Origin of the sequence: Pseudomonas haemolytica (assembly GCF_009659625.1) — a bacterium.
GTDB lineage: Bacteria > Pseudomonadota > Gammaproteobacteria > Pseudomonadales > Pseudomonadaceae > Aquipseudomonas > Aquipseudomonas haemolytica.
Map to the genome: position 1 here is coordinate 348,945 of NZ_VOIW01000003.1, position 20,230 is coordinate 369,174.

22 protein-coding genes are annotated in these 20,230 nt (G+C 60.2%); 15 read left to right on the forward strand and 7 right to left on the reverse strand.

Annotated features, from left to right (window positions below):
- Positions 1-2: 2 nt before the first annotated feature.
- Positions 3-170, reverse strand: a complete 168-nt coding sequence (gene lptM / locus FRT59_RS11995) for an LPS translocon maturation chaperone LptM (RefSeq protein ID WP_003195417.1) — start codon at positions 168-170, stop codon at positions 3-5.
- Positions 171-408: 238 nt separating this feature from the next.
- Here lptM and cyaY point away from each other — a divergent pair, with 238 nt between their 5' ends.
- The 3 genes from cyaY to rnk all read left to right on the forward strand — a co-directional run bounded on the left by cyaY (position 409) and on the right by rnk (position 1,504).
- Positions 409-741 (forward strand): iron donor protein CyaY, encoded by a 333-nt coding sequence (gene cyaY / locus FRT59_RS12000; protein ID WP_034116382.1) that lies wholly within the window; start codon positions 409-411, stop codon positions 739-741.
- A gap of 2 nt (positions 742-743) precedes the next feature.
- Complete coding sequence (locus tag FRT59_RS12005; RefSeq protein ID WP_034116381.1) at positions 744-962, forward strand: DUF1289 domain-containing protein; 219 nt, start codon at positions 744-746, stop codon at positions 960-962.
- Between the two features lie 131 nt (positions 963-1,093).
- A complete protein-coding gene (gene rnk / locus FRT59_RS12010) occupies positions 1,094-1,504 on the forward strand; it encodes a nucleoside diphosphate kinase regulator (protein ID WP_153871303.1) in 411 nt (136 codons plus the stop codon).
- On the opposite strand, the gene FRT59_RS12015 is transcribed toward rnk, so the two are convergent.
- The 3 genes from FRT59_RS12015 to FRT59_RS12025 form a co-directional block, all read right to left on the reverse strand.
- A complete protein-coding gene (locus FRT59_RS12015; protein WP_153871304.1) occupies positions 1,501-4,341 on the reverse strand; it encodes a class I adenylate cyclase in 2,841 nt (946 codons plus the stop codon). The two genes, rnk and FRT59_RS12015, sit on opposite strands and share 4 nt — an antisense overlap.
- A 168-nt stretch (positions 4,342-4,509) precedes the next feature.
- On the reverse strand, positions 4,510-4,764 hold the full coding sequence (locus FRT59_RS12020; RefSeq protein WP_153871305.1) for a TIGR02647 family protein: 255 nt from the start codon (positions 4,762-4,764) through the stop codon (positions 4,510-4,512).
- A gap of 151 nt (positions 4,765-4,915) precedes the next feature.
- Positions 4,916-5,200: a hypothetical protein gene (locus tag FRT59_RS12025; protein ID WP_153871306.1), complete on the reverse strand. Its 285-nt coding sequence runs from the start codon at positions 5,198-5,200 to the stop codon at positions 4,916-4,918.
- 126 nt (positions 5,201-5,326) lie between these two features.
- Here FRT59_RS12025 and FRT59_RS12030 point away from each other — a divergent pair, with 126 nt between their 5' ends.
- Positions 5,327-5,986, forward strand: a complete 660-nt coding sequence (locus tag FRT59_RS12030) for a glutathione S-transferase family protein (RefSeq protein WP_034116376.1) — start codon at positions 5,327-5,329, stop codon at positions 5,984-5,986.
- 110 nt (positions 5,987-6,096) lie between these two features.
- On the opposite strand, the gene argH is transcribed toward FRT59_RS12030, so the two are convergent.
- Positions 6,097-7,491, reverse strand: a complete 1,395-nt coding sequence (gene argH, locus FRT59_RS12035; RefSeq protein WP_024078056.1) for an argininosuccinate lyase — start codon at positions 7,489-7,491, stop codon at positions 6,097-6,099.
- A 501-nt stretch (positions 7,492-7,992) separates the two neighbouring features.
- Between argH and FRT59_RS12040 the strand changes: the two genes are divergently transcribed.
- The 7 genes from FRT59_RS12040 (at position 7,993) to FRT59_RS12070 (ending at position 14,381) form a co-directional block, all read left to right on the forward strand.
- Positions 7,993-8,739, forward strand: a complete 747-nt coding sequence (locus FRT59_RS12040) for a LytR/AlgR family response regulator transcription factor (protein ID WP_034116374.1) — start codon at positions 7,993-7,995, stop codon at positions 8,737-8,739.
- A gap of 138 nt (positions 8,740-8,877) precedes the next feature.
- On the forward strand, positions 8,878-9,819 hold the full coding sequence (gene hemC / locus FRT59_RS12045) for a hydroxymethylbilane synthase (protein WP_034116373.1): 942 nt from the start codon (positions 8,878-8,880) through the stop codon (positions 9,817-9,819).
- Positions 9,816-10,574: a uroporphyrinogen-III synthase gene (locus FRT59_RS12050; RefSeq protein WP_034116372.1), complete on the forward strand. Its 759-nt coding sequence runs from the start codon at positions 9,816-9,818 to the stop codon at positions 10,572-10,574. The genes hemC and FRT59_RS12050 overlap by 4 nt, the downstream gene beginning before the upstream one ends.
- 18 nt (positions 10,575-10,592) lie before the next feature.
- The gene (locus FRT59_RS12055) at positions 10,593-11,708 is read left to right on the forward strand and encodes a uroporphyrinogen-III C-methyltransferase (RefSeq protein ID WP_034116371.1); all 1,116 of its coding nucleotides are present in this window, start codon (positions 10,593-10,595) and stop codon (positions 11,706-11,708) included.
- A gap of 5 nt (positions 11,709-11,713) precedes the next feature.
- Positions 11,714-12,955, forward strand: coding sequence for a heme biosynthesis protein HemY (locus FRT59_RS12060; RefSeq protein ID WP_153871307.1), 1,242 nt, complete (start codon positions 11,714-11,716; stop codon positions 12,953-12,955).
- Positions 12,956-13,191: 236 nt separating this feature from the next.
- A complete protein-coding gene (locus tag FRT59_RS12065; RefSeq protein ID WP_153837380.1) occupies positions 13,192-13,713 on the forward strand; it encodes a disulfide bond formation protein B in 522 nt (173 codons plus the stop codon).
- Between the two features lie 209 nt (positions 13,714-13,922).
- Positions 13,923-14,381, forward strand: a complete 459-nt coding sequence (locus FRT59_RS12070; protein ID WP_034116368.1) for an Rsd/AlgQ family anti-sigma factor — start codon at positions 13,923-13,925, stop codon at positions 14,379-14,381.
- A 51-nt stretch (positions 14,382-14,432) separates the two neighbouring features.
- Here FRT59_RS12070 and FRT59_RS12075 read toward each other — a convergent pair whose 3' ends face one another.
- Positions 14,433-15,110 (reverse strand): FKBP-type peptidyl-prolyl cis-trans isomerase, encoded by a 678-nt coding sequence (locus FRT59_RS12075; protein WP_034116367.1) that lies wholly within the window; start codon positions 15,108-15,110, stop codon positions 14,433-14,435.
- A gap of 192 nt (positions 15,111-15,302) precedes the next feature.
- On the opposite strand from FRT59_RS12075, the gene FRT59_RS12080 reads away from it, so the two are divergent.
- Positions 15,303-16,388, forward strand: a complete 1,086-nt coding sequence (locus tag FRT59_RS12080) for an AlgP family protein (RefSeq protein ID WP_153871308.1) — start codon at positions 15,303-15,305, stop codon at positions 16,386-16,388.
- On the opposite strand, the gene FRT59_RS12085 is transcribed toward FRT59_RS12080, so the two are convergent.
- Positions 16,385-16,849 (reverse strand): TIGR02444 family protein, encoded by a 465-nt coding sequence (locus FRT59_RS12085; RefSeq protein ID WP_198809673.1) that lies wholly within the window; start codon positions 16,847-16,849, stop codon positions 16,385-16,387. The genes FRT59_RS12080 and FRT59_RS12085 overlap by 4 nt on opposite strands.
- Positions 16,850-16,899: 50 nt before the next feature.
- On the opposite strand from FRT59_RS12085, the gene FRT59_RS12090 reads away from it, so the two are divergent.
- The 3 genes from FRT59_RS12090 to FRT59_RS12100 all read left to right on the forward strand — a co-directional run bounded on the left by FRT59_RS12090 (position 16,900) and on the right by FRT59_RS12100 (position 20,103).
- On the forward strand, positions 16,900-18,810 hold the full coding sequence (locus FRT59_RS12090) for an ATP-binding cassette domain-containing protein (RefSeq protein WP_034116364.1): 1,911 nt from the start codon (positions 16,900-16,902) through the stop codon (positions 18,808-18,810).
- Positions 18,810-19,382, forward strand: coding sequence for a mechanosensitive ion channel family protein (locus tag FRT59_RS12095; RefSeq protein WP_153837383.1), 573 nt, complete (start codon positions 18,810-18,812; stop codon positions 19,380-19,382). The genes FRT59_RS12090 and FRT59_RS12095 overlap by 1 nt, the downstream gene beginning before the upstream one ends.
- 88 nt (positions 19,383-19,470) lie before the next feature.
- The gene (locus FRT59_RS12100; RefSeq protein WP_005792425.1) at positions 19,471-20,103 is read left to right on the forward strand and encodes a LysE family transporter; all 633 of its coding nucleotides are present in this window, start codon (positions 19,471-19,473) and stop codon (positions 20,101-20,103) included.
- Positions 20,104-20,230: the final 127 nt, after the last annotated feature.

Sequence of the window (20,230 nt, forward strand, 5' to 3'; positions counted from 1 at the left end):
CCTTAGTAGGTGTCGTGCTTATGCGCTTTTGACGGCTTTTGCGACGATTGCGCCTGTTCATTCGGATCTTTGCTGTCATCCGGCAGGTACAACGGGCCTTTTTGGCCACAGGCACTAACGAGGCAAGCGACCGCGACGAGCGCAGCAAGGGAAGAGATCAGGCGCTTCATGGCGAAATCCTTGAATATGCATTAATTGCGCCCGAGTATACCGACCACCTGCCAGCTTGCCTATGCGCCGGGATTCCCGTCCGGCGGGGGTTTGGCGAGATGGTCGGGAAGCGGGCTACGCTGTTTGAGGATATTTCGTACTGCCATCTGTAATGAAATCGGTATCCTTTGCAATCGGCGAAGCTCGTCCGTATCGTGCGGCGCTTGAGCAAAACCAGACATTTTTGAGGTTGCCACAATGAGTTTGACCGAAGCCCGTTTTCACGACCTGGTGGATTCGACCCAGCAGGCGCTGGAAGATATTTTCGACGACAGCGGCCTGGATGTGGATCTGGAGAACTCGGCCGGTGTGCTGACCGTTAAGTTCGAGAACGGCACTCAGTTGATCTTCAGTCGCCAGGAACCGTTGCGCCAACTGTGGCTCGCAGCGCGCACCGGCGGTTTTCACTTCGATTACGATGAAGAGGAAAACCGTTGGGCGCACGACACCACTGAGGAGTTGCTGAGCGAAATGCTTGCTCGTCTCACGAAGGAACAGTCCGGCGCTGACCTGGACTTCGACGAGATCTGATCGTGACCGAGCCAGCACCCGTACGCCCGCCCAAGCCGCTGTTCAGCAATGTCAGCCCGGCGGTGCCGTCACCTTGTATCAGTTTGTGTCGCCTGGACGAGCAGAAAGTCTGCCTGGGCTGCTTCCGTCATGTGGAAGACATCCGTGAATGGCGCTCCGCCGACGATGCGCGGCGCCGGGTGATCTGTGCCCAGGCAGAGCAGCGCAAGGCACACGCCTGACGCCATCTTGTTTATTTGTGTCGCTGTGGTAGTGTCCGGGTACACCTCAACTCATCGAGGTCCGTGAGAACCCCGCCTTTTCCTGGCGGGGTTTTGCTTTTTCGTGCAGAAAAAAGGAGTCTGCCTGAATCATGACCGCACCTTCCATCATTCTTACCCGTCTCGACGTGCAGCGTCTTGAGCAACTGATCGACCGTGTGGGCGAAGACTCGCCGGGCGTCGAAGCCCTTCAACACGAACTCGACCGCGCCGAAGAAGTGGTTGGCCACGATGAAGTGCCTGCAACTGTCGTGACCATGAACTCCAGCGTGCATTGCCGTGAACAAGGCAGTGGCAAGGACTATCACCTGACCCTGGTCTACCCCAAGGGCGCGAATGCCGACGAAGGCAAGATCTCGATCCTGGCGCCGGTGGGCAGTGCTTTGCTGGGCCTGCAAGTGGGCCAGCACATCGACTGGCCAGCGCCCGGCGGCAAGACCCTCAAGCTGGAGTTGCTCAGCGTTGAAGGCCAGCCCAAAGATGGCGGTCCCTTCTCTCTCTAAATCTGGCTCAGCGCTTCATTGAGCGCCATCTCCAGCTCGGCCTTGTAGCGCAGGTACAGATTGCTTGGGCTTTGCACATCACCGAGCAGGCCTGACAAATCCAGGTCAGTGATATAGCAACGGTAACGCTCGGTTTCCCGGCGTTGCCCGACGATCTCTCGTGCGACCACGGCAAACAGTTGGTCGCCAAATTCCAGCTCGGAAAACTCCCGCTGATTGCAGTACAGGGTGATCCCCACTTGGCCCGGAGCCGCCTTGCCGATAATCGCCTGCACGTCATAAAACGGCTTGTTGGTCGGGTTCTGCGGGGCCGGCCTTGGTTCGACGCCGCGCGCGCGGGTGCTGCCCGATGGCAACAGTTGGTAGTACAAGGTCTGCACTTCACCCAGCGGCTGCTGGGCGTCCAGGGACGATAGCGCTTCCCGGCGATAGAGCACCGATTGCAGGAAGCGCTGCAGCGGGGCCAGCAGGCTTTGTTCATCATGAAACGGCAAGCGTTGTTGCCAGAGGGCGTTGAATTCGTCGAGCACGTACAGCTCGGCGAAACGTTCATTGGCCCGGTAGAACACCTGCACGCAGTCGGCCTGGCCCATGGGCAGCAGCAGCGCCAGGTCGTGGTCTTCCAGGGCCATGGCGTCCAGGTGCCACGGGCTGTAACTGGCGAGTTCTTCGCTGAGGTAGGCAATCAGCGCGTCCTGGGTTGGCAGTGACACATGAGTGGCTTGGCCCGGTCTCAGCTCCATGACGTGATAGTGCTGCTGCACCTGGAGCAGGTAGCGATGATTGCCTTGGCTGAGCAGCAGGTTCTGCGCGGTATCGAATACTTCCTCCACACGCTGGGCAATGAACTGCGCACGGTTGTGACAGAAGCAGCGCACTCGCAGGCGTGGCAAATGGTCTGGCGGCAACTGATTGAGGTAGTCGCGCAGGCAGTCGAGCAGGGCATGGGGGCCGTCGTAGCGGCTGACCATCACTTCGTTCCAGCTATTTAGGGTGACCTGGTCAAGGGTCAGTACCAAGTTGTCGCGTACACCGGCATAGCTCAGTGAGTCGGTGCGTTCGGTGGTCATTAAAATATTCAGGTCGCGGTGATGCTTGAGCGGGTCCACGCCAACGTTGATCAGCAACAACACTTCTTCCGGCACCGCCGGACGCAACAGGCGAGCTTCATCGACGCTGGCCAAGGGCAGGGCGATGGTCTGTTGCAGGCTGCCCAGCAGATTGAACAGCTCGAACTCCGTCATGTCGCTGGCGCCGGGGTGCAGCGCCAGACGCGTGCTGCTGTCGATCACACCATTGCGGTGGCACCAGGTGAGCATTTCCAGCAGGTCGCGGCTGCGTTTGATCGGCGCGAAGTGCTCCGATTCCAGGGCGGTAAGGTTGCCGTTATACAAGCCCCAGTGGTGCTGGCCCGGTTCCTTGCGGATGGGCGACTGCACCAGGGTCAAGGTGTCTTCGGCCAGATCCGGGGCGATGCCGGGGTTGATGAACTCGACCTTGCCGGCCTTACGCTCGAACGCTGCGTACAAGCGCCGGCCCAGCACATTGAGGTCGCGCTTGTTGATCAGGCTGGCGCTCTGTTCGCTACGGGCGAATTGGGTAAGGAAGCGATAGCTGTGGTTCAACTCATTGACCAGGGCGCGGCGTTCGGAAGCGACCTGGCGCACTTTCCACTGGCTGCGGCTGTCCAGCAGGGCCAGTTGGCGTTGGTCCCAACCCCATTCATGGGCCAGGCGCTCCATTAACAGCCGTTGCCAACTGGCGGTGCGCTGACCGGCGCTGAGCTTACGGTTGACCTTCAGGTACAGGCTGCGCCGTACCAGTTCCAGGCGCTCCGGCTCGTTGCGGACCTTGAGGTATTCCTCGATACGGCGGTAGACCACGATGTAAGGGTCCAGCTCATCCAGATCCACGTGGTTGGCGAATACTGCCCGTTTGAAGCGCAGGCTCAGGCAGTGCACGTTCGGATGTTCGCTGGCATAGACTTCGGTCAACAGCAGCTTTAGCACCGATTTGTACGGAGACTCGATGCCCTTGAACAGTTGCCACAGCCCGGCGCCAATAAATTCGCCTGGGGGGATATGGGCCAGGTGACCGAGATCGAGGGATTCATCGGCGCGGATAAAGCGCTTGGAAATCAGGGTGTGGGTAAATTCGGCGTAGCGGTGTTCTTCATAGACCGGCACCAGCCACCAAATGGGCGTGCGCCCGGCCAACCAGATCGCAGTGCGGTAGAACTCGTCCAGCAACAGGTAGTGCTGAGTGGTGCCGCAATCGTCGGAGCTCAGTTGTGTATCACGGTCACCCAGCACAAAGCGCGTCGGCTCGATCAGGAAGAAATGCGCCTCGGCGCCCATGCCCAGGGCCCAGGCTTCCAGCAGTTGGCACTTCTTGCGCAGCTCGGCCAGTTCGTTGTCATTCAGGTCGGGTGCGTGGCACACCCACACGTCCATATCGCTTTGATCGGCCTGGGCCAGTGTACCGAGGCTGCCCATCAGGAACAGGCCGTGGATCGGACAAGGCGGGTTGCCATGGCGCGGTTTATAAGAGAACGAGCGGGTCAGGCGCTGGGCTTCCGCCAGGGCCTGGGCGTCAGGTTCGAAATTCGACAGCCCGGCCGGCGTGCTGCTGGAGACATAGCCTGGCAACAGCGGGTGATTGACGTGGAAAAACAGCGGCAACAAGGTCAGCACGCTTTGCTGGCGCGGGGTCAGCCCCTCGACGGCTCGGGCCATGCGACCTTGATTGAGGGCCATGAAGCGCGCACGCAACTGGGTCAGCACCTTACGGTCGATGCCTTCGTCCAGGTCGGGGCGGATTTCATGGGTGCGGGTCATGTCGAACTCGGTGGCTCGCAGGGCCCGACGTGGGCGGCCGTGTAGGAGTTTACAGACAGTAGCGCAGGAGTTTTAGAGGGAAATGGTTTTTGACGTCAGAATTTTGTGCGCGGAGCAGCAACGCCCTCGGAATCCGCAGGGGGCGGATTCCATGGGCGGTATCAGGTGTCAGGCGGCTTCTTTGGTGTTGGCGGTGGTCAAGATGGTCAGCAGGGTCTGGGCTTGTTCAGCAGCGTCCCGGCCAAGGCTGGTCAGGTAGCCCCCATCTGCTTGATCAATAAGTCCTTTGGCATGAAGGCGCTTGGCAGCGGCGATGGCAGGAGGAGCGGCGGTCTGGTGGACTTTCAGACCCTCCTTGGTGCTGTCCAGGGGGAAGAGTACAAGGATTTCCAGTTCGGCAACCAACTCAGGGGTAAACGACATAAGGACTCCAGACTTTCTAAAATTTATTAGAGGCTAGCAGGCCATAAGGTGAACGCACTTTGGCGGGCTGTCCAGTGAGAAAGTCGTGGGTATTGATATGGCGCAGATTTGTGGCGAGGAAGCGCGCTTCCCGGCCACGCAAAGGCGGGTTTCAGTCGTTTTCAGGCGGTAATTCAGGTAGCGCCCGCAGCGCCGTTTCATACCATTCGGTATCGAAAGGGCGGTCTTCTTCGAGCATCTTGTCGATCTCAACGGCCAGTACATGGGCCATGAGGTTCAAAATGTCTTCGCGCTCGTAACCTACCAGTGTCAGCTTGTTGAAGGTGGCTTTGGCGGCAGGCGGGTTGTCGCTTTCGATCTGGTTTTCGATAGCCTGGGTCAGCGTGCTCTCGGTGAACTCTTCTTCGTCGTTATCAATATCGGTCGGCTCGCTCATGGCAGGCTCCTCAAGGAAAGGGCGCCAGTCTACCCCCATTCAGGCGGGCGATGCTTCTGGTCAGGCCGGCCTTGAGGATCTATAACTCTTGCAGCCAACCCCACACCCGGCCTGGAGGCATTTGCAATGCTCAAGCTCTACGGATTTTCGGTCAGCAACTACTACAACATGGTCAAGCTGGCGCTGATGGAAAAAGGACTGCCTTTCGAAGAGGTGCCTTTTTATGCCGGGCAAACCCCCGAAGCCCTGGCCGTCAGCCCCAGGGGCAAAGTACCGGTGCTGGGCGTCAAGCAAGGTTTTATCAATGAAACCAGCGTGATTCTGGAGTACATCGAGCAAACTCAGGAAGGCCCAGCGCTGCTCCCGGCTGAGCCGTTTCAGCGTGCTCAGGTGCTGGCGCTGTGTCGCGAAATCGAGCTGTACATCGAATTGCCCGCCCGTGCGTGTTTCGCCGAGGCCTTTTTTGGCATGCCGGTACCGGAGGCGATCAAGGAGAAAACCAAGGCCGAGTTGCTGCTTGGGGTGGGAAGTTTAGGCCGGCACGGCAAGTTCGCGCCTTTTGTGGCGGGGGAGAGCTTCACCCTTGCGGATCTGTATTTCATGTACAGCGTGAACCTCGCCTGTGCCGTGGGCGAGAAGCTGTTCGGCCTGGATTTGCTGGCCGAGTTTCCGGCGGCGAAGGCGTTGCTGGAGCGCTTGCATGGGTTGCCCAATGCCCAGAAGGTCGCGGCGGATCGGGAGGCGGCAATGCCGGCATTCATGGCGATGATTGCGGCGAGGAAATAGAGGGTTGGCGCCTGTGGTGACGCCTTCGCGAGCAAACCCGCTCCCACATTTGACCGAGTTCCAGCTGTGGAATGCAGTCGAATGTGGGAGCGGGCTTGCTCGCGAAGCTCTTAGCGGCTGGCGAGCAGTGCCTGGCCGCGCACCACGGCTGCCTTCACCTGCGCCGGCGCAGTGCCGCCCACATGGTTGCGGGCATTCACCGAGCCTTCCAGGGTCAGCACGGCAAACACATCCTGCTCGATCTGGTCGCTGAACTGGCGCAGCTCTTCCAGGCTCATTTCCGCCAGGTCCTTGCCGGTGTCTACGCCGTATTTCACTGCGTGGCCGACAATTTCGTGGCAATCACGGAACGGCAGGCCACGTCGCACTAGGTAGTCTGCCAGGTCAGTCGCGGTGGAAAACCCGCGCAGGGCCGCTTCACGCATGATCGCGTGCTTGGGCTTGATCGCCGGGATCATGTCGGCAAAGGCACGCAGCGAGTCGCGCAGGGTGTCGGCGGCGTCGAACAGCGGTTCCTTGTCTTCCTGGTTGTCCTTGTTGTAGGCCAATGGTTGGCCTTTCATCAGGGTCAACAGGCCCATCAGCGCGCCAAATACGCGGCCGCTCTTGCCACGCACCAACTCGGGTACGTCGGGGTTTTTCTTTTGCGGCATGATCGAGCTGCCGGTGCAGAAGCGGTCTGGCAGGTCGATGAACTGGAATTGCGCGCTGGTCCATAGCACCAGCTCTTCCGAGAAGCGCGACAGGTGCATCATCGCAATGCTGGCGGCGGCGCAGAATTCGATGGCGAAGTCACGGTCCGACACACCGTCCAGGGAGTTGCCACCCACGGCGTCAAAACCCAGCAGTTGCGCGGTGTACTCGCGGTCGATCGGGTAGGTGGTACCGGCCAGCGCGGCGCTGCCCAACGGCATGCGGTTGGCGCGCTTGCGGCAATCCACCAGCCGCTCGTAGTCACGGCTGAGCATCTCGAACCAGGCCAACAGGTGGTGGCCGAAAGTCACCGGCTGTGCGGTCTGCAGATGGGTGAAGCCGGGCATGATGGTGTCCGATTCACGTTCGGCCTGCTCCAGCAAACCTTTTTGCAGGCGGGTGATTTCGGCCAGAATCAGGTCTATCTCATCGCGCAGCCACAGGCGGATATCGGTGGCTACCTGGTCGTTCCGGCTACGGCCAGTGTGCAGTTTCTTACCGGTAACGCCGATGCGGTCGGTGAGGCGTGCCTCGATATTCATGTGCACGTCTTCCAGGTCGACGCGCCAGTCGAATGTACCGGCCTCGATCTCACCGCGGATGGTGGTCAGGCCGTCGATGATGCTGTCACGCTCGGCGTCGGTCAGCACGCCGACCTTGGCCAGCATCGTGGCGTGGGCGATAGAGCCCATGATGTCGTGGCGGTAGAGGCGCTGGTCGAAAGTGACGGAGGCGGTGAAGCGCGCGACGAAAGCGTCGACGGGTTCACTGAAGCGGCCGCCCCAGGACTGGTTGGTCTTGTCGGTGCTCATGGATTCGCTCGTGATCTGCTTGAAAGAGGCATGGAGGTGTGCCGGCGATAATAACAGGGTTGCCCGTGGAGGCGGTGCTGCGGGTGGTCGGCAATTTTATTTGTGCAGAGGGTGGCTAAGTGCCTTGCCGCCGACCGCATCCGGGACGAGACTGGAGGCAGGTACTTATTGAAACGATATTTGACGATTGAGCAATGTCGTCTCGGTGAGCGTCTACAGTTGGACTGATAGTGTGTAAATGCACCAAAGTCGGGTGATGCGGTCATAACCAGACTATCCATTAAACAGGGGGGTATTCGGATTGTGTATCAGTGAACCCTACGACGATGCCCGAAGGCAGCAGGTGTTGGGCGCTATTGAACAGGTCCGGGTAAATTTGGGTGCCACTCTCAGGGCACTTTTTGCCGCTCGCGCTAGTCTTAGCGTGGATCGCTGTGACGCAAGTCACCGCACCTGTCTACGCTATCCTTGTGCGAGACTCACGCAGGAATCCAGCGCAATATGAATGTCCTGATCGTTGATGACGAACCCCAAGCCCGCGAGCGACTGAGCCGTCTAGTCAGTGAACTCGAGGGTTATACAGTCCTTGAACCGAGTGCCACCAGCGGGGAGGAGGCGTTGACGCTGATCGATAGCCTCAAGCCGGACGTGGTGCTGCTCGATATCCGTATGCCGGGCCTCGATGGCTTGCAAGTTGCCGCCCGCCTGAGCGAGCGCGAGTCGCCCCCGGCTGTGGTGTTATGTGCGGCCCAGGATGAGTTTTCTGCACAGACGCTGGAAGACAGCGGTGCCAGTTTTCTCGTCAAGCCAGCCACTGTCGAAGCCTTGCTCAAGGCCTTGAAAAAAGCCGAGCGCCCCAACCGTGTCCAACTCGCTGCTCTGACCCAGCCGGCGGCCCAAAGTGGTAACGGGCCACGCAGTCATATCAGTGCGCGCACCCGAAAGGGCATCGAGCTGATCCCACTTGACCAGGTCGTCTATTTTATTGCCGATCACAAGTACGTGACCCTGCGTCATGAGTCGGGTGAGGTGCTGCTCGATGAGCCGCTCAAGGCCCTCGAGGACGAGTTTGGTGATCGCTTTGTGCGCATCCATCGCAACGCGCTGGTCGCCCGAGAACGTATCGAGCGCTTGCAGCGCACGCCCCTGGGCCACTTTCAGCTATTCCTGAAAGGGCTCAACGGCGATGCCTTGATTGTCAGCCGACGCCACGTCGCCGGCGTGCGAAAAATGATGCAGCAGCTTTAGCCCAAGGGCTGCGGCGCGGTCTGCATTCCTTATCCCGGTGCGTTGTGGCCAGGGAGGCCCCGCACTTGCTGATTCAAATCAAAGCGTATTTGCCTGAGCTGTTATTATCGCCCGTATCTATTCAGTACGGATTGATCCATGTCCTCTCGCGAAATCCGCATCGCCACCCGTAAAAGTGCCCTGGCCTTGTGGCAGGCCGAATACGTCAAAGCACGTCTTGAGCAAGCCCATCCGGGCCTCAAGGTCTCCCTTGTGCCCATGGTTAGTCGCGGTGACAAACTGCTTGACTCACCGCTGTCGAAAATCGGCGGCAAGGGCCTGTTCGTCAAAGAACTGGAAACCGCGCTGCTGGAAAACGAAGCCGATATCGCCGTGCATTCGATGAAAGATGTGCCCATGGACTTCCCAGAAGGCCTGGGCCTTTTTTGCATCTGTGAACGCGAAGACCCGCGCGATGCCTTTGTTTCTAACACCTACGCGTCCCTGGATGAATTGCCGCTGGGCAGTATCGTCGGCACTTCCAGCCTGCGTCGACAGGCCCAGTTGTTGACCCGGCGCCCCGATTTGCAGATCCGCTTCCTGCGCGGCAACGTCAACACCCGCCTGGCCAAGTTGGACGCCGGCGAATATGACGCGATCATCCTCGCCGCCGCCGGCCTGATCCGTCTGGGCTTCGAAGACCGCATCACGTCGGCCATCAGCGTCGAAGACAGCTTGCCCGCCGGCGGGCAGGGCGCAGTCGGCATCGAATGTCGCACTGCCGACAGCGCAATCCATGCACTGCTCAAGCCCCTTGATCATGCGGATACCGAAGTGCGTGTCACCGCCGAACGTGCGTTGAACAAACACCTCAACGGTGGCTGCCAAGTACCAATCGCCTGCTATGCCGTACTCGAAGGTGAAAACCTGTGGCTGCGTGGCCTGGTGGGTGACCCGGACGGCGGTACCCTGCTGACTGCCGAAGTGCGTGGGCCGCAGCGTGATGCCGCGGCCTTGGGTATTCAGGTCGCCGAGGAGCTGCTGGAAAAAGGTGCCGGTGCCATTCTGCAAAAAGTCTATGGCGAGGCCGGCCCGCAGTGACCAACTGGCGCGTGCTGCTGACGCGGCCTGCCGAGGAGTCGATGGCCCTGGGAGCCTTGTTGTCCGAGGCCGGTATTTACAGCAGCAGCTTGCCTTTGCTGCAGACCGAAGCGTTGCCGATCACGCCCGACCAACAAGCGTTGTTCGGCGCGTTGCAGCGTTATTGCGCGGTCATCGTGGTGAGCAAGCCGGCCGCGCGCCTGGCCTTGCAACGGTTGGGGGATGCCGTGGCGCCAATGCCCTGGTTCAGCGTTGGCGCGGCGACGGCACAGATTCTGGCCGGTCATGGCCTCGATGTTCACTACCCTGCCACTGGCGATGACAGCGAAGCCTTGCTTCAATTGCCCGCATTGCGAGAGGCTATTGCACAGCCGGGCGCCCGGGTGCTGATCCTGCGCGGCGAGGGCGGGCGGGAGTTGTTGGCAGAGCGTTTGCGCGAGCAAGGTGCTAGTGTCGACTACCTGGAATTGTATCGGCGTTTTCTTCCTGCCTACGAGAAGGGCGCACTGGTGCAGCGCATCCAGTTGGAACGCTTGAACGGCCTGGTGGTCAGCAGTGGGCAGGGTTTTTTACACCTGCAAGCCTTGGCCGGCCTCGATTGGCCACAGGTGGCACAGCTGCCGTTGTTCGTGCCCAGCCCTCGCGTGTACGAGATGGCGCGGGCTGCTGGCGCAGAAAAAGTTGTGGATTGTCGTGGCGCGAGTGCCGCGGCTTTGTTAGTGGCGTTAGGGAGCCATCCCGTTCCCACTCTCTGATACGCAAAGGACGGATACGTGAGCGAAACAGCCTTGCCTAAAGATGAAGCTCAGCCCGCGCTTGTTGCGCCGGTCGAGACACCGGTCAGTGCACCACGCCGTGGCAATGGCCTGGCAATCGTCGCCTTGCTGCTGGGTGCTGCGGGCGTTGCCGCTGGCGGCTGGGGGATCTGGCAGGTCCGCGCCCTGCAAGCCAGCAGCCAGCAGCAGTTGGGCCAGGTGCAGACCCTGGATGACCAGTCCCAGAGCCTCAAGCAAAGCCAGCAACAGTTGGCGGCCCGCCTGGCACAGTTGCCAGGAGCGGACGAGTTGGAGGAGCGCCGCCGCCTGGTCGCCCAGCTTCAGGGTGACCAGCAGCGTTTGAACCAACGTCTGGAAACGGTGCTGGGTGCCAGCCGCAAGGACTGGCGCCTGGCCGAGGCCGAGCATCTGATCCGTCTGGCCAGCTTGCGTTTGTCCGCCTTGCAAGATATCAACAGCGCCCAGTCGCTGGTGCAGGGTGCCGACGAGATTCTTCGCGAGCAGAGCGACCCTGGTGCATTCGCGGCGCGCGAGCAACTGGCCAAGAGCCTGGCCGCGCTACGCAGCACCGAACAACCGGATCGTACTGGCCTGTACCTGCAACTGGCGGCCTTGCGTGACCAGGTCGTGCAACTGGCGGCGATTGCGCCCGAGTATCAACTCACCGAGCCTGCTTCCCAAGGGCGGCCTACCGGCGACACGGAGAACCGGTTGAGCCAGTGGTGGGAACAGATCTCCCGTTATTTCCGCATCGACTTCAACCCGGATGACAACATCCGCCCATTGTTGGCGGGCCAGGGCTTGAACCAAGTACGGCTGGCCCTGAGCCTGGCGCTGGAGCAGGCGCAGTGGGCCGCGCTTAACGGCGAGTCGGCGGTGTACAGCCGCTCGCTGGGGGAAGCGCGCAGCGTGTTGCAGAGCAACTTCAACCAGGACAACCCGCAGAGCAAGGCAATGCTGGCGCGTATCGCTGAGCTCGAGCCCAAGGCCGTGTCGGTGGTGACGCCTGATCTGGCTGCGAGCCTGGCCGCTGTGCAGGCATACCTTGAACGTCGTCATCTGTCTGCCGACGAAGCCAAGGCCTCGGCTGGCAAACCGGCGACCCAGGAGTAGAGCTGATGAAGCGTTTCTATGTGATCCTGGTACTGGCGATAGCGGTCGCCCTGGCATTGGGCGTGGGCATTTCGAAACATACCGGCTACGTGCTGATTACCTACCCTCATTTACTGCATTACGAATCAAGCCTGTGGGCCACGTTGGTAGCGGTGTTTGCCATCGGCCTGGGAATCTACCTGATTCGCGCGTTATTGATGCTGGTGACCACTTCCGGTGGCGTGGTCAATCCGTGGTCGCGACGCAACCGCAGCCGCCGCGTGCAAATTGCCATCGAGCAAGGCCAGATGGACCTCGCCGAGGGCCGCTGGGCGAGCGCTGAGCGACACTTGCATCGCGCCGCAGAAGCGGAGCGCCAGCCACTGCTGTATTACATCGGTGCTGCTCGTGCGGCTAATGAGCAGGGCCGTTACGAAGAGTCCGACGGCTTGCTGGAGCGCGCCCTGGAGCGCCAGCCGCAGGCCGAATTGGCTGTTGCTCTGAGCCATGCGCAATTGCAGATGGATCGCGGCGATACTGAGGGCGCCTTGGTCACTCTTCAAGCGATGCACGAGCGTCACCCTCATAATGCGCAGGTGCTGCGACAACTGCAGCGCCTGCATCAGCAGCGGGGCGATTGGTCGTCCGTGATTCGCCTGCTGCCTGAGTTGCGCAAGGACAAAGTCTTGCCCGCCAGCGAGCTGGCCGAGCTGGAGCGTCGCGCCTGGGGTGAAAACCTGAACCTGGCCGCCCAGCGCGAAGAGCAGGGTGAAGCCGGTTTGCAGTCTCTGGAACGGGCCTGGGAGCAATTGACTTCTGCCCAGCGCCAGCAGCCGCAATTGGTGCTGGCTTATGCCGACCAATTGCGGCGCCTGGGCGCTGAAGTCAAGGCCGAGGAAGTATTGCGTGGTGCGCTCAAGCGCGGTTACGACAGCCACCTTATTCGGCTTTACGGCCTGCTGCGGGGCAGTGATCCGGCGCGCCAATTGAAATTTGCCGAAGGCTGGACCAAGGACCATCCAGGTGATGCCAGTTTGCTGTTGACGCTGGGCCGCCTGTGCCTGCAAAACAGTCTGTGGGGCAAGGCGCGGGACTATCTGGAAAGCAGCCTGCAAGTACAGCGCAATCCTGAAGCCTGTGCCGAATTGGCTCGTCTGCTGGCCCAGTTGGGCGACACTGAACGCAGCAACCAGCTGTTTCAGGAAGGCCTGGGGTTGCTCGACAATCGTCTGCTGTCCTCGCCGTTGCCAGTGCCCGCGCGAGTCTGAAGTAGGAAAGGGTGAATGGATTGGCTCGGACCGTTCTGACACCCTATCCTTCAGCCCCTGTAAATGCTTGGCTTAAGTGGCCTTGTTACTAATTCCTACTTGATGTAATTGGATTTCCTCCGGAGCCTGGCGGGATGTCCGTATGTTTTCGAGGAATTGTCTGCTCCAAGGCGTATTGAAAGAGGTCGGGCCTTTCCTCTACCGTAGCGACCTATCTCTTGCAGTGCGGATAAACAATGTCTTTGGCCCCTTTACGCTCCTTGTTTTTCCTGGCGTTCATGGCTGGTGCGCTGACGTTGGGCGCGTCCTTTTATCTGGAATACGGCGCGCTGCTACAGCCTTGCTTTCTATGCCAGGTGCAACGCCTGTTCCTCGCCGCCTTTGCGCTGATCAACCTGATTGCCGCCTTTCATAATCCCGGGCGTTCCGGCCTTTGCTTGTATGGTCTGGCGAGCATGACTTGTGCGCTGCTCGGCGCCATTACCGCTGGGCGCCAAGTGTTGTTGCAGAATATGCCGTCAGGCCAGGTCTCAGAATGCTGGCCCAGCCTGCAATACATGATTGAAAACCTGTCGTTCTGGCAGGCAGCGCAATCTGTGTTCAACGGCACTGTCGATTGCGTCGAAATCAAGTGGACGCTATTTGAACTGAGCCTTCCGGAGTGGAGCTTGTTGTTCTTCGTGGCTATGTTGATCCTGGGCGCCATGCAATTTTCACGGTTGTTGCTCAGTAGGCCTTTGCGCCTCGCAAGGCCGTGAAAACAGGACTCAGGCTGTAGGAGTGGATTAAACACTTGTATGAACATTCTCTCCTGCGTACCTTGAAGCCACAGTCATGCGGGCATAATCTGGCCCGCACGCGTTATCCAAACCATTTGTCAGACGCGGCCTTGTCCGGCTGCTGCTTTATCCTCGAAGTGTTGCGCAGGTACAGAGCGGCAGCGCCCCTATAGGGAAGAGAGATCATCATGCTGGAAAGTTGTCAGAATGCTCAGGAACGCTGGGGTGGGGTGCACAAGCTGATCGATAGCTGGTTGAAGGCACGTCACGAACTGGTTCGGGCCTTTGATGCTCTCGGTGCCAAGCCCGAAGCATTGGCTGAGAATCGCGAGCCGTTGCAGGAGTTCTGTGAGGTGTTGGTGGACTACGTGTCTGCCGGCCATTTCGGTGTCTACGAGCAACTGACCAAGGAGGCGGAAGCTTTCGATGATCAGCGAGGTCTGGAGCTGGCCGAGACCCTTTACCCGCGCATTGATGTGATTACTGAAAAGCTGCTGGCGTTCACTGACCTGTGTGATGCAGGAAACTGTGTTGCAGAAAAATTCAAAGAGTTGGGAGCGCTGTTGCACGAGCGGTTCGAACTGGAAGACTGTTTGATTGAAGTGCTGCACAACGCCCATAAGGAAGAGGGAGTTACTCAAGCCTGAACCTTGGTAGCCAGACAAAAACGGTGCGCATGTCGCACCGTTTTTTATGGGTCAGTGGCGAGTGCCGAGCAGTTCGATCTCGAACACCAGCGGCGTATAAGGCGGGATCAACTCACCCGCGCCGTCCGCGCCATAGGCCTGGGCCGAAGGAATCACCAGGCGCCATTTCGCACCCACCGACATCTGTTGCAATGCACTGCTCCAGCCGCTGATCACGCTGTCCAGGCGGAACCACTGTGGCTGCGTACTTTTGTCGAAGACGGTCCCATCGGGCAGTCGCCCCACGTATTTCACCTGTACCTCATCGCTGGCCAACGGCTTGGTGCCAGTGCCCGGTGCCAACTCGGTGAGCAGGATTCCATCTGACAACTCGCGAACACCCCTGGCGGCTTTTTCCTGGGTCAGAAATTGCTGTTCGGCGGCGAGGGCTTTTTCGCTTTGAGGCACTTGGGCGTCAGCGGCGTTCTGCGCTTCATGCTGGGCGAGGATTTGTTCGATGCGTGCGTTATCCAGTGCCAGCGGCTTGCCTTGGTAGGCTTGCTTGAGGCCATCGACCAGAGCCTGGATCTGTAGGTCGGGGACTTCCTGGCGCAACCGTTCGCCAAGGCTTGCGCCCAGGCTATAAGCGAGATCGTGCGAGTCCGCGACGGTGGTTTTTGACGACGCTTGCTCGCTCGCATCGGCCACGCAGATCGCCAAGCCAAGCACTAGAAAAAGGTAACGCGACATAGGCATTCTCCCGGCGAAAGTGCGACGGATTATGGCAGTGTGAGTGGATGAAAAGTGCCGCGGTTTTTCGTTATATCGATAAGAATTTCCGTACGGTGCAACGCAAGGCGAACGATACTGTCAACATGCCCTAGCGGCGGTAAGAGCAGAGGGCTAGTATGAACCGCACCCACGTCAGCCAGGAGGTAAACCATGTCGGCCAAACAGAAGCCTGTAAATACCCCGTTGCACTTACTCCAACAACTTTCGGGCAGCCTGCTCGAACATCTGGAAAGCGCGTGTTCCCAAGCCTTGGCCGATGCAGAAAAACTGCTCGCCAAACTGGAAAAACAACGCGGTAAAGCGCAAGAGAAACTGCATAAATCCCGCACCAAACTGCAAGACGCCGCTACTGCCGGCAAGTCCAAGGCGCAAGCCAAAGCCAAGGGCGCTGTCAAAGAACTTGAGGACCTGCTGGATGCCCTCAAGGATCGTCAAGCTGAAACCCGCAGCTACATTTCCCAACTCAAAAAAGACGCGCAAGAAAGCCTGAAGCTGGCGCAGGGTGTTGGTCGTGTGAAGGAAGCCGTAGCTAAAGCGCTGGGTGCTCGCACTCCTGCAAAAGTTGCAGCCAAGCCAACGGCTAAAACCGCTGTTGCGAAACCAGCCGCCAAGCCAGCTGCTAAAACTGCTGCTGCGAAACCAGCCGCCAAGCCAGCTGCTAAAACTGCTGCCGCGAAACCAGCCGCCAAGCCAGCTGCTAAAACTGCTGCCGCGAAACCAGCCGCCAAGCCAGCTGCTAGAACTGCTGCCGCGAAACCAGCCGCCAAGCCAGCTGCTAGAACTGCTGCCGCGAAACCAGCCGCCAAGCCAGCTGCTAGAACTGCTGCCGCGAAACCAGCCGCCAAGCCAGCCGCTAAAACCGCTGCTGCGAAACCAGCCGCCAAGCCAGCTGCTAAAACCGCTGCTGCAAAACCGGCCGCCAAGCCAGCCGCTAAAACTGCTGCTGCGAAGCCAGCCGTGAAGCCAGCTGCCAAGCCTGCTGCTGCGAAACCAGCCGCCAAGCCAGCCGCTAAAACTGCTGCCGCGAAGCCAGCCGTGAAGCCAGCTGCCAAGCCTGCTGCTGCGAAACCAGCCGTGAAGCCAGCTGCCAAACCTGCTGCTGCGAAACCAGCCGCCAAACCCGCCACTCCAGCAGCACCTGCTACCACCCCGGCAGCATCCACCGCTCCATCCGCACCGGCCAACAGCACCCCTGCACCGGTAGCGCCAAGCACCACCCCAACCAGCGCTTCCTAAGTGTTGGTGACCACGACGCGCAGCTGCTGCAGCGCGTCGCGGTCCAGGTTGGCGGCTTCGGTCGCCAGGCCTTCAAGCCATTCGTTTTGACCCACGACCTCATTGATCGGCCATGCCTGCGCCCGTGCTTCCAAGCGCGCCAGCAGTGTCCGCTCGGCCTCCAGCTCCAGGGTTTTGACCCTTTCCCGTAGCGATGCCAATTGCGCATCCTGCTGTGCCATGCCTCGCCATTGCACGCGCACCAGTCGCAACGGTTCGACAACCTGTACCTGCCACGGGTGGGCAATCTGTTGCAATGCCTGCACACGTTCGGGCGTATGCGCCACACCTCGTCGCTCCAGCCACGCACCACACAGCAGCAGGCACACATCCTCCCCTTGTTCCTGCAAGCGCAGGCAAGCGGCCTCTACACCCGGGCGGGCGTAAGTCGAGAGGGCAAAGCTCCACAGGTCAGCGCACATATTCACACCCAAGCCAGCGGCCAACGAAGCTGGTAGACTCCGCCGCCATTATGATCCGACTTCAAAGCCTAACATTACAGCGTGGCCCGCAACGTCTTCTTGAAGACGCCGAGCTGACCCTGCACGCCGGTCACAAAGCCGGCCTGATCGGTGCCAACGGCGCCGGCAAATCCACGTTGTTCGCCTTGTTGCTGGGTGAGCTGACCCCGGATTCCGGGGACTGCCTGCTGCCGGCCGACTGGCGCATCGCCCATATGCGCCAAGAGATCGACACCCTGGACCGCATCGCGATCGATTACGTGCTCGATGGCGACCTGCGCCTGCGCCAGGTGCAACACGATCTCGCCGAAGCCGAAAAAACCCAGGACGGTGCCGCCCAGGCCCGCCTGCACGCCGAGCTGGACAGTGCCGACGGCTACACCGCCGACGCCCGCGCCCGCAAGATGCTCGCCGGCCTTGGTTTTACCAACGAACAAATGGACCGCCCGGTCGCCGACTTCTCCGGTGGCTGGCGCATGCGCCTGAACCTGGCGCAGGCATTGATGTGCCCCTCGGATTTGCTGCTGCTCGACGAACCGACCAACCACTTGGACCTCGACGCGATCCTGTGGCTGGAAGACTTCCTCAAGAATTACCAGGGTACCTTGCTGTTGATTTCCCACGATCGGGATTTCCTCGACGCCGTGGTCGATAACATCGCCCACGTTGAACAGAAGAAAATCACCCTCTACCGTGGTGGCTATACCGCGTTCGAACGCGCCCGCGCCGAGCGCCTGGCCCAGCAGCAACAGGCCTACGAGAAGCAACAGGCGCAACGTGCGCACATGGAAAGCTACATCGCCCGGTTCAAGGCCCAGGCCACCAAGGCCCGCCAGGCCCAGAGCCGGATCAAGGCTCTGGAGCGCATGGAAGAGCTGTCGGCGGCCCACGTCGATTCGCCGTTCGACTTTGTATTCCGCGAGTCGGTGAAAATCTCCAGCCCGTTGCTGGACCTCTCGGATGCCCGCCTGGGCTACGGCGACAAAACCATCCTGGAGAAGGTCAAGCTGCAGCTGACGCCGGGGGCGCGCATCGGTTTGCTCGGCCCGAACGGCGCAGGCAAGTCGACCCTGATCAAGAACCTCTCGGGCGAACTTGAACCTCTGTCGGGTCGCCTGACCCGTGGCGAGAACACGGTGGTGGGTTACTTCGCCCAACACCAATTGGACTCGCTCGATTCCAAGGCCAGCCCGTTGTTGCACCTGCAACGCCTGGCGCCGACCGAACGTGAGCAGACCTTGCGCGACTTCCTCGGCGGTTTCGATTTCCGTGGTGCGCGCATCGACGAGCCAGTGCTGAATTTTTCCGGCGGTGAAAAAGCCCGACTGGCCCTGGCCCTGATCGCCTGGGACCGGCCGAACCTGCTGCTGCTCGACGAACCGACCAACCACCTGGACCTGGAAATGCGCCTGGCGCTGACCATGGCCCTGCAGGAATTCAGCGGTGCGGTATTGGTGGTGTCTCACGATCGCCACTTGCTCAAGAGCACCACTGATAACTTCCTGCTGGTAGCCGACGGCAAAGTCGAAGAGTTCGATGGCGACCTGGATGACTACGCGCGCTGGCTGACGGATTACCGTCTGCGCAATGCGCCGGCCAGCAACACCCCGGTCAACCCGGACAAGACCGACAAGAAAGCCCAGCGCCAGGCAGCCGCCGCGTTGCGCCAACAATTGGCGCCACACAAGCGAGAAGCCGACAAGCTGGAAGCCGAGCTGGGCAAGGTGCACGAGCGCCTGGCCAAGATCGAAACCAGCCTGGGTGACAGCGCGGTGTACGAGGCGGCGCGCAAGGATGAGCTGCGTGACCTGCTGGCCGAACAGGCCAAGCTGAAGGTGCGCGAAGGGCAGTTGGAGGAAACCTGGATGGAGGCCCTCGAAGTGCTTGAAACCCTGCAAGCGGAGCTGGAGGCGCTGTCCTGATGGAAGCGTTGCAACTGCCCGTACCGGCGCAATGGGTCGAGCCCGTATGGATTGGCGTGCAAATCCTGCTGATCCTGCTGGCCGGCTACCTGGCCCAGCGATTCGTCGCCAAAGGCCTGACTCGCCTGGGTGAGCGCTACCCGTTCCCGCCGCAATTGCTGATGCCCCTGCGCGGCGGCTTGCGCTGGCTGATCATGGGCAGTGCGCTGATCTTTGTGCTGGGTCGCCTGGGGGTGTCCGCCACGGTGTTGTGGACGGCACTGTCAGGGTTTGTCGCGGTGGCGGCAGTGGCGTTCTTTGCCATGTGGTCGGTGCTGTCCAACCTGTTGTGCGCGATCCTGATCTTCACCGTCGGGCCGTTTCGCCTTGGCGATATCGTCGAACTGGTGGACACCGTCGACAAACCCGGCGTGAAGGGCCGGGTCGTGGCGATCAACCTGCTCTACACCACGTTGATTGAAGTCGAGGAAGCCGGCACCAGTAGCGCGATGGTGCAGGTGCCTAACAGTATGTTCTTCCAGCGTTCGGTGCGGCGTTGGCCAGGAACCCACGTGTTCCCGGGCGACCGCTAGCGTTTACATCTTGTAAAAATCTATAGCCAGCCTTTGGTCGGTGGAGTTAGCTTAAGGCATAACCGCTAACTCCCTTCTGAGGTGCGCAATGGCTCTCGATACTTGGCTGGCCTTTTTCCTGGCCAGTTGGATCATTTCCCTTTCCCCTGGCGCTGGTGCCATCGCCTCGATGTCCAGCGGCCTGCAATATGGTTTTGTGCGCGGCTATTGGAACGCCATCGGCCTGCAACTGGGCCTGGCGATGCAGATCGCCGTGGTGGCCGGTGGCTTGGGCGCGATTCTGGCGGCATCGTCTACCGCGTTCTATGCAATCAAATGGTTTGGCGTGGCCTACCTGGTGTACCTGGCCATCAAGCAATGGCGTGCCTTGCCCATGGACATGACCGATGACGCCGCCGTGCGTCCGATCGGCAAGCCAATGGCGATGATGTTCCGGGGCTTCCTGGTCAACGCCAGCAACCCCAAGGCCTTGGTGTTCATGCTGGCGGTGCTGCCGCAGTTCGTGAACCCGCAGGCCCCGCTGTTGATTCAGTACCTGATCCTCGGTGCGACCATGATCAGCGTCGATATGATCGTGATGGCGGGGTACACAGGGTTGGCGTCGAAAGTCTTGCGCCTGTTGCGTACGCCTAAACAGCAGAAACGCGTGAACCGAACCTTTGCAGGTTTGTTCGTAGGTGCGGCGGGCTTCCTCGCCAGCCTGCACCGCGCTACGGCATAACTGAAGAAACCAAATCAAAATGTGGGAGGGGGCTTGCTCCCGATGGCGGTGTATCAGCTTAGAAATTTTTGGCTGACACACTTTATCGGGAGCAAGCCCCCTCCCACATTGGTTTTGTGGTGATATG

What these genes read in the sequence shown, in the direction of transcription:
- lptM (WP_003195417.1), bottom strand. Translation starts at nt 170, where the DNA reads ATGAAGCGCCTGATCTCTTCCCTTGCTGCGCTCGTCGCGGTCGCTTGC.
- cyaY (WP_034116382.1), top strand. Translation starts at nt 409, where the DNA reads ATGAGTTTGACCGAAGCCCGTTTTCACGACCTGGTGGATTCGACCCAG.
- rnk (WP_153871303.1), top strand. Translation starts at nt 1,094, where the DNA reads ATGACCGCACCTTCCATCATTCTTACCCGTCTCGACGTGCAGCGTCTT.
- FRT59_RS12015 (WP_153871304.1), bottom strand. Translation starts at nt 4,341, where the DNA reads ATGACCCGCACCCATGAAATCCGCCCCGACCTGGACGAAGGCATCGAC.
- FRT59_RS12020 (WP_153871305.1), bottom strand. Translation starts at nt 4,764, where the DNA reads ATGTCGTTTACCCCTGAGTTGGTTGCCGAACTGGAAATCCTTGTACTC.
- FRT59_RS12025 (WP_153871306.1), bottom strand. Translation starts at nt 5,200, where the DNA reads ATGAGCGAGCCGACCGATATTGATAACGACGAAGAAGAGTTCACCGAG.
- FRT59_RS12030 (WP_034116376.1), top strand. Translation starts at nt 5,327, where the DNA reads ATGCTCAAGCTCTACGGATTTTCGGTCAGCAACTACTACAACATGGTC.
- argH (WP_024078056.1), bottom strand. Translation starts at nt 7,491, where the DNA reads ATGAGCACCGACAAGACCAACCAGTCCTGGGGCGGCCGCTTCAGTGAA.
- FRT59_RS12040 (WP_034116374.1), top strand. Translation starts at nt 7,993, where the DNA reads ATGAATGTCCTGATCGTTGATGACGAACCCCAAGCCCGCGAGCGACTG.
- hemC (WP_034116373.1), top strand. Translation starts at nt 8,878, where the DNA reads ATGTCCTCTCGCGAAATCCGCATCGCCACCCGTAAAAGTGCCCTGGCC.
- FRT59_RS12060 (WP_153871307.1), top strand. Translation starts at nt 11,714, where the DNA reads ATGAAGCGTTTCTATGTGATCCTGGTACTGGCGATAGCGGTCGCCCTG.
- FRT59_RS12065 (WP_153837380.1), top strand. Translation starts at nt 13,192, where the DNA reads ATGTCTTTGGCCCCTTTACGCTCCTTGTTTTTCCTGGCGTTCATGGCT.
- FRT59_RS12070 (WP_034116368.1), top strand. Translation starts at nt 13,923, where the DNA reads ATGCTGGAAAGTTGTCAGAATGCTCAGGAACGCTGGGGTGGGGTGCAC.
- FRT59_RS12075 (WP_034116367.1), bottom strand. Translation starts at nt 15,110, where the DNA reads ATGTCGCGTTACCTTTTTCTAGTGCTTGGCTTGGCGATCTGCGTGGCC.
- FRT59_RS12080 (WP_153871308.1), top strand. Translation starts at nt 15,303, where the DNA reads ATGTCGGCCAAACAGAAGCCTGTAAATACCCCGTTGCACTTACTCCAA.
- FRT59_RS12085 (WP_198809673.1), bottom strand. Translation starts at nt 16,849, where the DNA reads ATGTGCGCTGACCTGTGGAGCTTTGCCCTCTCGACTTACGCCCGCCCG.
- FRT59_RS12090 (WP_034116364.1), top strand. Translation starts at nt 16,900, where the DNA reads ATGATCCGACTTCAAAGCCTAACATTACAGCGTGGCCCGCAACGTCTT.
- FRT59_RS12095 (WP_153837383.1), top strand. Translation starts at nt 18,810, where the DNA reads ATGGAAGCGTTGCAACTGCCCGTACCGGCGCAATGGGTCGAGCCCGTA.
- FRT59_RS12100 (WP_005792425.1), top strand. Translation starts at nt 19,471, where the DNA reads ATGGCTCTCGATACTTGGCTGGCCTTTTTCCTGGCCAGTTGGATCATT.